The following is a 12,235-nucleotide window of genomic DNA, read 5'->3' as shown; positions in this document are numbered from 1 at the left end:
CTTTCCGGCATGCTCTGCCGTAGTTCCTCGCTCAGGACGAAGACGTGCTCGTGCATCAGTACAGTGCCCAGATCATCCACGGCCACCGTGCCGCGAACGGTAGGCACCTGCGGGGTCAAGGTCATGAGGCCTCCAAGGAGTGGTAGGTGGGTCTGGCCGAGCCGCCGCGGATGGCAAGGCCGCCGGCGCAGAACAGGGTGCCCGCGGCGCGGCCTACTTCAGTCGGGGAGCACGACGGTGACGCGGAAGCCGTCGGCGACCAGGAGGTCGTAGACCGGCTGCCAGCCGGATCCATCGACGAACCCTCCGTGGACGAGCACGACGTCCCGCACTGCTCTACTGCTCATGGAACATCTCCGCACTGCGATGGACCCGTGGACGATCGCCGCCGCCCCCCGAGCGGGCCCTCTCGTGCAGGCGGCGATTGCGATCTGCGATCCACTCTCGGGCGCGACGCCGGCGCTGTCTTTCGGGCCGGCGCATAGTTCTTGTTCCCCAACGAAAGGCGGTGTCCCGGGCGCTCGACGCCCGCTTGGCGGCGCGCCGCGGCGACCCCGGCCCGGCACTCCTGGCGATTTGGCGGCTGGTGGCGTGTGGGGTAACGGCACCCCATCACCGCCGCCGGCCTGGCCACGTGGCGAGTTGGCTGCGCGATGCCGGATTCACGGTCGAGGCCCGAATGCTGCTCGACCTCGACGAGAGCGTTCCAGGGGCGGTCCTTTTCGCACGCCGCCAGTCCTAGCCCCAATCACCCGCTCGCCGGCCCGGCCCCGCTAATCCGCCAACTTGAACAGACGCGCGCCTGGCCGTTCACAGCAACATGATCAGGCGACCGGGCCGCGTGGTGCACGCGGCTGCGGTCGCCGTCTCCGCGAACGCGAACCGGCCCCGGACGAGACGTCCGGGGCCGGTTGGGCGAAACGGCTACAGCAGGCCGTTCTGGGTGAGCCAGTCCTTGGCCACCGCTTCGGCGTCGTCCTTGTCGACCGCGACGCGCTTCATCAGCGCGACCAGGCCGGCGGTGTCGAGCTTGGCGGAGACCGCGTCGAGGGTGGTCTTCACCGTGTCGTTCACGCCCGCCTTGTTGACCAGGGGGGCGATGTTCTCCGCGGCGAAGGCGTTCTTGTTGTCCTGGAGGGAGACCAGGTCATTGATGATGATCTTCGGGTCGGTGGTGAAGACGTTGCCGACCTGGACGGTGCCGTCCTTGATGGCGTCGGCGGTGGCGTCGCCGGTCTTCTTCCACTCCTTGAACTCCAGGCCGTAGGTGTCCTTGAAGTTCTTCTCCTGGCGGGTCTTGAACTCCGGCGGGCCGCCCACCGCGTAGTTCTTGGCGACCTTGACCAGGTCCTCGATCGTGGTGAGACCTTCCTTGGTGGCGGTCTCCTTGGTGACGGTCAGCGAGTTGTTGTCCTCGGCCGCGGCGGGCGTCAGGACCTCCAGCTCGGCCGGGAGCTTCTCCTTGAGTGCGGCGACGACGTCGTCCTTCGACTTCGCCGTGGCGGTGTTGTCGACGAAGGCGAGGAGCGAGCCGATGTACTCCGGCAGGATGGTCAGGCCGCCGCTCTTGACCTGGTCGTACAGGACCTCGCGGCTGCCGATGTTGAACTTCTCCTCGACCTGGACGCCCTTGGCGGCCAGGGCCTGCGAGTAGATCTCGCCCAGCAGGACGTTCTCCGGGAAGTTGGCCGACCCGATGACGACCTTCCCGGCGGCCGCCGGCTCGGAGGCGGACCCGGATTCGGCGGGAGCCGGGGACGCGCTGGTGAGGGGATCTCCGCCGCCGCACGCGGTAAGTGTGAGCGCCGCGGACAGAAGGATCGCCGCGGTGCTGAACAGGCGCTTCATGGTGCTATTCCCTTCCAAAACGGGGGGTAATGAAGACTATCGGATGGTCTGGCGCTCGCTCACCCCCGGGGAGACCGTTGCGCGCTGTACCAGGGTGAACCCGAGCTGCACGAGAAGCGCCAGCAGTGCTACGAGAACCGCTCCGCCGATCGTGCTCGGGAAGTTCTTGGTCGCGAGACCGTCGATGATGAAGCGGCCGAGGCCGCCCAGGCCCACGTACGCGGCCACCGTCGCGGTCGCCACCACCTGGATGGCGGCCAGCCGCAGGCCGAGCAGGATGAGTGGCAGCGCGACCGGCACCAGCACCCGGCCGAGGACCTGCCCGCCCCGCAGTCCCATGCCGTACGCGGCGTCACGCAGGTCCGGGTCCACCCCGCGGATGCCCTCGTAGGTGTTGACCAGGATGGGTGGCACGGCCAGCGCCACCAGCGGGATCAGCACCGGCAGGATGGTGCCGACGCCCATCAGCAGCACGATGAGGACGAGCAGGCCGAGCGTCGGCAGGGCGCGGGCCGCGTTGGCGATGGAGACCACCAGCAGGGCGCCCCGGCCGGTGTGGCCGATCAGCAGCCCCAGCGGGAGCGCGATCAGCATGGCCAGCAGCAGCGAGAGCCCGGCGAACTCCAGGTGTTCGAGCAGCCGGACGGGAATCCCGTCCGGTCCCGACCAGTTGACCGGGTCCCCGAAGAAGTCGATCAGCCAGTTCACGCGACCCCCCTCGTCCACGGGGTGATGGGAGTCCCGCCGGATCGCTTGGCGACTCCGGCGAGGCGGCGACCGGAGATCCGGGGCACCGCACCGGCCGGGTCACCGAAGAGATCAAGCAGCCGGTTCACGCGGACCCCCTTGCCCGCGACCACGGGGTGAGCAGGCGCTGCGCCAGGATCAGCAGCAGGTCGGCGACGCCCGCGAGCACCACGACCAGCACGATGCCGACCACGATCGGGGTGTAGAACTGCCGCTGCCAGCCGTCGATGAACAGGTAGCCGAGCCCGCCCCTGCCGACCAGCGCGCCCACGCTGACCAGGCTGACGCTGGCGACCGTGGCCACCCTGAGCCCGGCCAGCACGACCGGCACCGCGATCGGCAACTCGACCTGGAGCAGCCTGCGCAGCGGGGTGAAGCCCATGGCCACCGCGGACTGGCGCACGTGGTCGGGGACCGAGCCCAGCCCGTCGACGACCGCCGGGATCAGCACCGCCATGGCGTAGAAGGTGAGCGGGACCATCACGGTCAGCCTCGTCGCGAGGCCGGTGACCGGGATGAGCACGATGAAGACGGCCAGCGAGGGGAGCGAGTAGATCACGTTCATCACGCCGACGGTCGGCTGGTAGAGCCAGCGCCAGCGGACTCCGGCCAGCCCGAGCGGGAGCGCGATGAGCAGCCCGACGACGATCGGGACCAGCGCCATCACGATGTGGTCCTCCAGCAGGCCCTGGATCGTGGGCCAGTTGCGCCCGATCCAGTCCCAGCGGACCAGGGGTTCCTCACTCACCCGCGTCCCCCGTGCCTCCCGCGCCCTCACCGGCGCTTTCCGCGTCCGCCGCGGATCCGGCCGCGCCTCCGGTGGATCCAGCGGCACCTCCCGTGCCCTCCGCGGGCCCGCTGGAACCTCCCGCGCCCCCCGCGGAGCGGGAACCCGGCACCGATCCGCCGACGCTTCCCGCCACCACGGCCAGCGCCTCGTCCAGTGCCTCGCGGGTGGCGACGCCCACGGCCCTGCCCTCGCCGTCCACCGCGACGGCGTTGCCCGACGGGGAGAGCAGCGTCGCGTCCAGTGCGCCGCGCAGCGAGTCACGCCCGCTGACGAACGTCCCGTACGGCGCGAGCTCCACCTCGGCGAGGCTGCCCGACTCGGGCAGGTCCTTGACCGCGACCCAGCCCAGCGGCCGGTTCCCCGCGTCCACCACGGCCAGCCACGGCTCGCCGGCGGCGCGCGCCGAGGCCGACGCGGTGTCGGTGGATACCGGGACGAGCAGGTCGGTGCGGAGCCGTACCCCCTCGTCCGAGACGAACGAGAGCCGCCGGATGCCCCGGTCGCGGCCGAGGAACTCGCGGACGAAGTCGTCGGCGGGCCTGGCCAGCAGCGTCGCGGGGTCGTCGAGCTGGGCCAGGTGGCCCCCGACGCGGAAGACGGCCACCCGGTCGCCGAGCTTGACCGCCTCGTCGATGTCGTGGGTGACGAACACGATGGTCTTGTTCAGCTCGGCCTGGAGCCGTAGCAGTTCCTCCTGCAGGCTGGTCCGGACGATCGGGTCGACCGCGCTGAACGGTTCGTCCATCAGCAGCACCGGCGGGTCGGCGGCGAGCGCGCGGGCCACGCCGACGCGCTGCTGCTGGCCGCCGGAGAGCTGGAAGGGGTAGCGGTCGGCCATCTTCAGATCGAGCCCGACCCGCTCCAGCAGTTCCATCGCCCGGTCACGGGCCTTCTTCTTCTCCCAGCCGAGCAGCAGGGGAACCGTCGCCACATTGTCGACGATCTTGCGGTGCGGGAAGAGCCCGGCCTGCTGGATGACGTAGCCGATGCCCCGACGCAGTGTCGGCGGGTCTATGGTCTTGACATCGACGCCGTCCAGGAGGATCTGGCCCTCCGTGGCATCGATCATTCTGTTGATCATGCGCAGGGAGGTCGTCTTGCCGCACCCCGAGGGGCCGACGAAGACGGTGATCTCCCCAGTGGGCACCTCAAGGCTCAGGCTGTCCACCGCTACGGTGCCGTCGGCGTAGCGCTTGGTGACACCGTTGAATGTGATCATGCACAACCTCTTGTTTTCGCCGGGTTACGGCCCCCCTGCCCCAACCGCCCCCACAATCTGGCTCAGGTCAGCCTATGCCCCACTTCTCCGATCTGTCTTCCCGGCTTTGCCGGGTAGATCGACATGTGTATTTCTCACCAAAAGGGCATTCAGTAGTGCGGGAGGTGCCCATGGCTTGACATGATTACCCACATTGCTGGAGTTGATCCCTCTGGCACCGTACGTCACAGGCTTCACAGCCGCCCCACCTCTTCACCACGCTCGACGAACCACCAGAGGAAGCCGGTCCCGTGACCCAACCGCTCCTCGGTCAACGCTCGCGCGGCGAACTGATCGCCGAGCTCTACGACCGTCACGCAGCAGGGCTTTACGCCTACTCCCGCGACCAGCTGGGCAGCGCGGACTCGGCCTTCGACGTCTTGGTGACCGTTCTGTCCAGTGTCACGGACACCCACCCCCCGCGCGCCGCGCTGTACGCGCTCGCCCGCCGCGAGATCTTCCTGCGCGACATCGTCTACTCGCCCCCGGTCACCGGCCTGGACCCCGTCCCCGCCCTCGTCGAGCGCGTGCTGAGCGAGCTGCGCACCCACCAGCGCGAGGTGCTGTACCTGTCGGGCGTCTGCGAGATGAACGCCGCCGAGCTGTCCTGGGTGCTCGACGTGGCCGTCGACACCGCCGACGAGCTGACGGTGAGCGCCTGCCGCAGGTTCGCCCAGTCGCTGGGCGCCGCCCTGGCCTCGGCCCGGATCCCCGCGCACCTGACGGAGGTGTTCGGCGCCCTCGCCGTCGCCCCGGTCCGCGACGTGCTCGTCCTCGCTCCCTGGGCCACCCCTCCCTCCGGGCTGCGCGCCGCCGTGCTCGGACCGCGGGCACCGCTCGCTCCCGTCGCCAGGCGATCAACGTCCCCGCTGGTCAGGCAACTGTGGCCGACGTCACCCGCCTGGCCGCCACCGTCTCCGGAGAACGGCGCCCAGACCAGTGCCCCGGCCTTCCCCGTGCCGGACCACATGGCGAGCGACCGCTTCCCGGACCCCTTCGCGCCGAGGGACCCCGGCACGGTCTCCACCCACGAGGCCAGCACCGAACCGCTGCCCAGGCTCGGCGACTCGGTGCTCACCGCTCTGGACACCGCGGCCCTGCGGCCGCGCCGTCGGCTCCAGCGTCCCAGACCGCGCCGGGCGGCACCGCTGTCGGCGCCCATCCCGGGGGACGTGCTGGAGGGCGCCCCCGGGGATGCCCCGGTACGGGAGAACCTGTTCCGCCCGCTCACCCCTGAGGCGCGGGCGGCCCGCGTCTACACCGACAGGCTCGTCGCCGCCGCGCCCCGCCCCGAGGCCGCACCCGCCGATCCGCCCGCCGATCCCACGCCCGTCGAGACGCCCGAGGCTCCGTCCGCCGAGGCCCCTCGCACGCCCCTCACGATCGCCCCGGCTCCCGGATCCGTGCCGGGAGATGTGCTGGACGATGTGCCCACCGCGCACCCCACCGCGCACCCGCTCCCCGGCTGGCCCCTGCAGACCGATCAGCTCGACGCCCTCTCCGACGCCGAGCGCCACCGGCCTCTTTTCCCCGTCAGGTCCGCACAGGTGGAGACTCCTGACGGCGAAACCGGTCGCGCACAACCGCCGATGCCCACCTGGGCCACACCGGCACCGGCCCCCGACCCCGAAACCGGTCGCGTGCAGCCGCCGATGCCCACCTGGGCCGCCGACCCCGTTCAGACGCCCGCGGTCAACTGGTTCACGGACGCCGCTCCCTCCGACACCGAGACCGGCGACGAGACCGGCGACGAGACCGGCACCGGAACAGACGCTCAGGCCGACGAGACCTCGACGGCCCTTCCCGCCTGGTCTCCCCGGCCTGACCATCTCAGCACCCCGGCGGGCCGTGCCCAGCTGCGCCTGCCCAGCTGGATCATGCGGGTCGACGAGCCGGACGACGCCCCGCCGCACACCGTGCCTCCGAACTACACCGCACCCCAGGAGCACACCCCGGCGTCGTACGACGCGCAGTGGAGCGAGCCGACGACCGCGCAAGAAGGCGATTCCGGGGCGGAGACCGGTGAGGCCGGGACGGCGGAGACAGGGCTCCGGCTTTCCGGACGGGCCGGATCCCGCAGGCGCGCGGGCCGCCGGGCGGCACGCAGACACAAGGCGCCGACGAAGGTCTCCCACCACGACTGGGCCTGGGAAGTGATCGGTTTCATCATCGCGGTGGCGATCGCCATGATCGTCTTCTTCGCGGTACCAATGATCACAACCCCGTGAAGCCGCCCTGATTCCTTCGCCGGCCCTTCGGGGACCTGATCTCCGCAGGTCGGCGCTGGAACCGCCGTGGGAGCTCCGCCAGGCTACGGCTGGGTCAGCTGCCAGAGTGCCGCTGAGGACCACAGGATCGCGATGAGGGTGACCAGGGTGCCGCCGGCGACCGGCAACGCCCAGGCCGGTAAGTACCGGCTGCGGACGAGGAGTACCTTCGCGGCGAATGCGCCGTAGAAGAAGCAGCCGGCGAGGGAGTGCAGGGCGACCCGGGCGTTGTCCAACTGCACTCCGTAGGCGGTGATGCAGTGGTAGGCGACGGGGAGGGAGAGCACGAACAGCACGGCTCCGCCGATGCGGTGGGCGAGGGGTACCGGGCGGGGGGCGGCACCGGCCCCGGGTAGCCGCCGGTACATCCACAGCGCCAATATGAGCTGGTAGAGGGCCAGGCCCAGCAGGGCGGTGCCGAGTTGCGCCTTCAGCAGGTTCGCGTCATCGCCACGGCGTCCGAACAGGCTGCTGGCGTAGTCCGGAGTGTGTATCCGGCCGAACGCGTACAAGGCCACCGCCACGACCAGGGCGAGCCCGGCGGCCATCGCCGGCCGCAGCCAGACCGGGCGGGGTGACATTGTCCGTGCTGCTCCCATGTTCCTCTGCTCCCTCCCGTGATCCCGGCCGTCGGCGCTCTCGCAACAGCCCGCTCAGCGTTGCCCGTGTGGTGACTCATGGCGACCGACGGTGCTCAGCCCGTGTCAATCTTGTTTCCCTGCGGGTTGAGCACGTACCACTTGGCGCCGAAGGAGTCGAGGCCCTGCCCGCTGGTGTCGCCGGGCTTGGTGTCGCCGACGTAGTAGTACAGCGGGTGGCCGTTGTAGGTGACCTCTGTGGTGTGGTCGGTCCTGGCGGTGGTGCCGAGCAGGGCGGAGGATGCGCCGCTGCCGGCCTGCGGCCTGCCCGTGGCGACCAGCGGCGGCCAGGCGATCGCACACGCGCCGTAGCAGGTCGACTTGGTGCCCTTGTCCGTCTCGAACAGGTACAGCGTGCGCCCTTGGCCGTCGGTGAGGATCTTGCCGAGCTTGGAGTCCCGGACCTCGACGGTGACGCCTGCGGCAAGGCCACTGCCGGCCGGGCCGCTGCCGGCCGGGGGCTTCGCGGTCGGGGAAGCCGGTGTGGCCGGGGCGAGCTTCAGTTGGCTGAGCACGTAGCGACCGATGGTGGTGCCGAACTTGTTGCCGGCCTGGTGGTCCATCCGGGTGTGCACGCCCGCCCAGATGCGGCTGAGCCCGGCTTCGGTCGCGGCGGCGCTGAAGTTGGTGTAAGTCTCGGTCACGCTGGACGCGGTGGGTGAGGTGAGGGTGAAGACATTGCGGTCGCCGTAGAAGCCGGCGAGTACTGTGGCGGCGGCCGTGCCGATCGCGCTGTGCATGCCCGGGTAGGACGGGTCGGGAGGGGTGGTGATAAGCGGGGTCCAGGCGGGGTCGGCTTTGATCCGCGGGTTGCCTGCGGCGGAGCGGATGGCGGTGATCGGCCGCCAGAACCGGTAGTGGTACTTGGCGTTGTAGACGCCGATGGTGGCATCGGCGATGGTGAGGTTGAGCAGGGCGAACAGGTCCGCCGACTGGTCGAGGTCGCTGTGGCGCGCGAGGGCGACCTGTTGGCCGATGCTGTACCAGTAGTTCTGGATGGGGGCACCCCAGAGCTTGGCGGTCGCGGTCTGCTCCGCCGTACGCGTCGTGCTGTGGGCGGCGCCGATGCTCTTGACCTCATTGATGGCGGCCGCGTAGACCGGGCCGGCCAGCGCCGGGGGCGCGGCTGGGCGGAACTGATCGCCGGTATGGAGCACGAATGGGGTGACCTTGCCCCAGTGGGTGAACACCGGTGGGTCGAAGTCGGGCGGGGTCGGCCGGTAGTCGCCGGGTTTTCCGGTGCTGGTGTAGGGCGGCGGGGTGGCGTCGGCGCCGTCATGCGCGCGCAGGGTAAGGATGGCCTGGGCCGCTTGGGCACCGACCCGGATGCCCTCCTGCTTGGCGCGGCCGTCGGGAATGCCGGTGAGGTCGGCGGCCAGTTGCCGGTCCAGGCTGGGCTTCCGTGCCGGGTACAGGGCGGTGAGGGTGTCGTGCGCGGCCGTCGCGGCCGCGGCGGGACGGGAGGCATCCTGCGGGGCGGTGAAGCTGGTGCCGTAGAGGGGGTGAGCGCGGCTGATCGCGTTGACCGCGTCATAGACGGCCGCGCTCATGATGGCGAAGCTGCGGGTGGGGTGAACGGTGGTCGGCGGCGCGTGCGGAGTCCGCACGATGTTGAGCAGGGTCCGGTTCCACTCGATCACCACGTTGCCCTGCGGCGCCCCCTCGACGGCGTTCGCGGTCGCGAGCGGGGCGGCCTGGGCGGCGGGTGCTGCGGCGCCCTGAGCGCCGATCGTCAAGACGGCCACCACGAGCGCGAGCACAGGCCGCCGCTGGGTTCTCCGCGGTTCTGGAAGCGCGAACATCCTCATGATCCTCCTCCTGTCAGGTAGCAGGGAGAGAAGAGATGACAGGCCACTTCAGCGTTTCCTCGCCAACCGGCGCCGACCGTGTCGGGGGCCGGCGTCCTTAACCCAGTCGGGATTTGACCATGCCGGCCGTTACCGTGCCGGCCCGTGGAGCTTGCGTCGCTGGTTTGGCTTACGGAAGCCGCTCCAGTCATGGCAAAAAGCACCGCAAAGAAAGACGTAACCAGAAGTCATAATCTCGTTGTTCTTTTCATGGGGAACGGCCCCCCTTCGTCAGCGGTGTTCGCCGGTTCGAGCTTTGAACGCAGACACTTCCCGATCGGTCAGCCGACGGCGAGAGTTTTCTGCTCACGGGTCACTACAGCAGGGCGCCCTCGGTGCCGGGTAATCAAACATTCCATACCGTCACACTCTCCACCGTAGCGGACAGCAAGCACACGTAGACATTGCCGCGGCAAAGCCCTATGCAAATTCAGAGCGCCGGAGCGCTCATTCCACAGCCGCAGTACCCGATTACCGTAAGCCTCAGGGGGCGGAGAACAATGGAACGGCAACGTGCGCCGCGAACAACGCTACGCGAGCCGGGTCAGCGCGACCGCGCCGAGAAAATGATCGATTTTTGGTTGTGATGGGGTGGAAACATATGTCAAGGCGGTGCGCCCAACCGCCCGCACACCGTCATCAAGCCGCGTCATCGCCATTTTAATGATCCGCCATTTCACACCTGGCGCCATTCAGAGCCAGCCTTCGGTGGCGGCGCGCCAGGCCAGTTGCATGCGGGTCTGGGCGCCGGCGAGTTCCATGACGTTCGCGACGCGCCGCCGCACGGTCCGCCGGCTGACCCCCAGCTGAGTGGCGATCGACGTGTCCGGCACACCGGCGACCAGTAGTGAGAGCAGGTAGAGGTCGTCGGAGCCGAGCGGGCAGGGCCTCGTCCCCTCGATGATCCGCAGCGACGTCGCCCGCTCCCGGTAACCCTCGAACGGCTGGTCGAACCGCTCCCGGAACGCGGCGTGGTCGGACAGGACCTCGACCTGCGGGCCCGCGTCGCGGCGGCGGGCGTTGTCCCGGTACTCCTCGGACAGCCGCTCCACCTCACGCCGCGCCCAGTCGAGCGCCTGCTGGTGGCGGAGGAGTTGCGAGCCCAGCACGATGTCCGGTGCCACGGCGGCGAACCGCCGCCTGCCGGGAGAGACCGTCCTGATCAGTCCCCTGACCCGCATGGTGACCAGCACCGTCTCCGCCGTCTCGGCATCGATGCCCAGATTCCCGATGAGGTCGGTGACATCCGCCTCCGCGGTCGTCACCAGGAACCGGTAGACGCGCTCCTCCACAGGATCGAGCCCGAGGGATTCCAACATGCCGCAATAGTGGCACCCTAAACGCCGATAAAAGTTACATTTAATAGCTAACCGGATGGATCATGCCCCGGTGAACCGGCGACGCGCGAGATTCCCCGCGTTTGGAACGCACCCGGCCCGCATTGGCGGGACCCGATGTCCGAACGGGTTGTGACAGTGATCTGTCAAGGCTAGTATCACGGCAACTCTTAGGAAACTTTCTTAAGAGAAAGATCAGGTTGGCAGCCACGCACCTCGCGGCAGACCCGCCCGATCCAGGTATGAGCTGCGCGAACGCGATGACGCGGGCCGTCACCGCGCGAAAGTCCGACCGTCCGGACACCCCACACCATCCGGTTTCCCCCCATGGGAGTGATCAAGTGTTGAGACAGCGCATCATGGCCGCCCTCGCCGCCCTGGCGGTCACCGGCGTGCTCGCGGTCGTCCTGCCGACGTCCTCCGCCTCCGCCGAGAGCTGCGCGGCCGCGTGGAGCTCCTCGGCCGTCTACACCGGCGGCATGACCGCCTCGTACAACGGCCACAACTGGTCCGCGAAGTGGTGGACCCAGAACGAGAGGCCGGGCACCGCCGACGTCTGGGCCGACAAGGGCACCTGCGGCGGCACGACGCCGCCCACGGGCAACTGCAACCACCCGAACTGGGCGGCGGGCACCTGGTACGTCGCCGGCAGCATCGTCAAGTACACCGACGGCAAGTACTACATCGCCGAGCACGACAACCCGGGCTACGACCCGGTGATCAGCACCTGGTACTGGGACCCGTACACCTGCGGCGGCACGACGCCGCCCACCGACCCGCCCACCTCGGGCTTCGTGGTGAGCCAGGCACAGTTCAACCAGATGTTCCCGAACCGGAACCCCTTCTACACCTACAGCGGGCTGACCGCCGCGCTGAGCGCCTACCCCGGCTTCGCGAAGACCGGCAGTGACACCGTCAGGAAGCAGGAGGCGGCCGCCTTCCTCGCCAACGTCAACCACGAGACCGGCGGGCTGGTCCACATCGTTGAGCAGAACACCGCGAACTACCCGCACTACTGCGACGCGAGCCAGCCCTACGGCTGCCCCGCCGGCCAGGCGGCCTACTACGGGCGCGGCCCGATCCAGCTGAGCTGGAACTTCAACTACAAGGCGGCCGGCGACGCGCTCGGCATCAACCTGCTCGGCAACCCGTACCTGGTGCAGAACGACGCGGCGGTGGCCTGGAAGACCGCCCTGTGGTACTGGAACACCCAGAACGGCCCCGGCACGATGACGGCGCACAACGCGATGGTCAACGGCCACGGCTTCGGCCAGACGATCCGCAGCATCAACGGCAGCCTGGAGTGCGACGGCAGGAACCCGGCGCAGGTGCAGAGCCGGATCAACGCCTACCAGAGCTTCACGCAGATCCTCGGCACCACCCCGGGCAACAACCTGAGCTGCTGACCGACCGGGCGGCCGGTGTGGGTGATCCGCCCTCCGCGACCACCGGAGCCACCGAACGACCGCGTACCCGGCCTTCCGCCGGGCACGCGGCCTCCGC

Annotated in this window: 11 protein-coding genes and 1 pseudogene; 2 read left to right on the top strand and 10 right to left on the bottom strand. The window is 69.5% G+C overall.

Annotated features, from left to right (window positions below; translation table 11 throughout):
- Positions 1 to 218 precede the first annotated feature (218 nt).
- The 6 genes and pseudogenes from ABT130_RS26835 to ABT130_RS26810 form a co-directional block, all read right to left on the bottom strand.
- The gene (locus ABT130_RS26835; RefSeq protein ID WP_350959733.1) at positions 219 to 347 is read right to left on the bottom strand and encodes a hypothetical protein; all 129 of its coding nucleotides are present in this window, start codon (positions 345 to 347) and stop codon (positions 219 to 221) included.
- 577 nt (positions 348 to 924) lie between these two features.
- On the bottom strand, positions 925 to 1,848 hold the full coding sequence (locus ABT130_RS26830; protein WP_350959730.1) for an ABC transporter substrate-binding protein: 924 nt from the start codon (positions 1,846 to 1,848) through the stop codon (positions 925 to 927).
- 36 nt (positions 1,849 to 1,884) lie between these two features.
- Positions 1,885 to 2,556, bottom strand: coding sequence for an ABC transporter permease (locus ABT130_RS26825; RefSeq protein ID WP_326829379.1), 672 nt, complete (start codon positions 2,554 to 2,556; stop codon positions 1,885 to 1,887).
- On the bottom strand, positions 2,553 to 2,684 hold the full coding sequence (locus tag ABT130_RS26820; protein WP_350959728.1) for a hypothetical protein: 132 nt from the start codon (positions 2,682 to 2,684) through the stop codon (positions 2,553 to 2,555). The genes ABT130_RS26825 and ABT130_RS26820 overlap by 4 nt, the downstream gene beginning before the upstream one ends.
- Positions 2,681 to 3,343, bottom strand: coding sequence for an ABC transporter permease (locus ABT130_RS26815; protein ID WP_343973111.1), 663 nt, complete (start codon positions 3,341 to 3,343; stop codon positions 2,681 to 2,683). Before ABT130_RS26815 ends, ABT130_RS26820 begins: the two co-directional genes overlap by 4 nt.
- Before the next feature lie 181 nt (positions 3,344 to 3,524).
- Positions 3,525 to 4,604, bottom strand: a pseudogene (locus tag ABT130_RS26810) (ABC transporter ATP-binding protein); the annotation flags it as partial.
- 290 nt (positions 4,605 to 4,894) lie between these two features.
- On the opposite strand from ABT130_RS26810, the gene ABT130_RS26805 reads away from it, so the two are divergent.
- Entirely contained in the window at positions 4,895 to 6,871 is a 1,977-nt protein-coding gene (locus ABT130_RS26805; protein ID WP_350959726.1) for a hypothetical protein, read from the top strand.
- Between the two features lie 83 nt (positions 6,872 to 6,954).
- Here ABT130_RS26805 and ABT130_RS26800 read toward each other — a convergent pair whose 3' ends face one another.
- The 4 genes from ABT130_RS26800 to ABT130_RS26785 all read right to left on the bottom strand — a co-directional run bounded on the left by ABT130_RS26800 (position 6,955) and on the right by ABT130_RS26785 (position 10,714).
- Positions 6,955 to 7,491, bottom strand: coding sequence for a DUF6529 family protein (locus ABT130_RS26800; RefSeq protein WP_350959724.1), 537 nt, complete (start codon positions 7,489 to 7,491; stop codon positions 6,955 to 6,957).
- Positions 7,492 to 7,604: 113 nt separating this feature from the next.
- Positions 7,605 to 9,356 carry a phosphatase PAP2 family protein gene (locus tag ABT130_RS26795; RefSeq protein WP_350959721.1) on the bottom strand — a complete coding sequence of 584 codons (1,752 nt, stop codon included), beginning with the start codon at positions 9,354 to 9,356 and terminating at the stop codon, positions 7,605 to 7,607.
- 569 nt (positions 9,357 to 9,925) lie between these two features.
- Positions 9,926 to 10,075, bottom strand: coding sequence for a hypothetical protein (locus tag ABT130_RS26790; protein WP_350914436.1), 150 nt, complete (start codon positions 10,073 to 10,075; stop codon positions 9,926 to 9,928).
- Between the two features lie 12 nt (positions 10,076 to 10,087).
- Entirely contained in the window at positions 10,088 to 10,714 is a 627-nt protein-coding gene (locus ABT130_RS26785; RefSeq protein WP_350959718.1) for a helix-turn-helix domain-containing protein, read from the bottom strand.
- A 362-nt stretch (positions 10,715 to 11,076) separates the two neighbouring features.
- On the opposite strand from ABT130_RS26785, the gene ABT130_RS26780 reads away from it, so the two are divergent.
- Complete coding sequence (locus ABT130_RS26780; RefSeq protein ID WP_451935322.1) at positions 11,077 to 12,138, top strand: glycoside hydrolase family 19 protein; 1,062 nt, start codon at positions 11,077 to 11,079, stop codon at positions 12,136 to 12,138.
- The last annotated feature ends 97 nt before the right edge of the window (positions 12,139 to 12,235 follow it).

Source organism: Streptosporangium sp. NPDC001681, from assembly GCF_040298085.1.
In the GTDB taxonomy this organism is placed as follows: Bacteria; Actinomycetota; Actinomycetes; order Streptosporangiales; family Streptosporangiaceae; genus Streptosporangium.
Note: the sequence above shows the minus strand (reverse complement) of the source record. Positions and strands in the feature narration are given on the sequence as shown.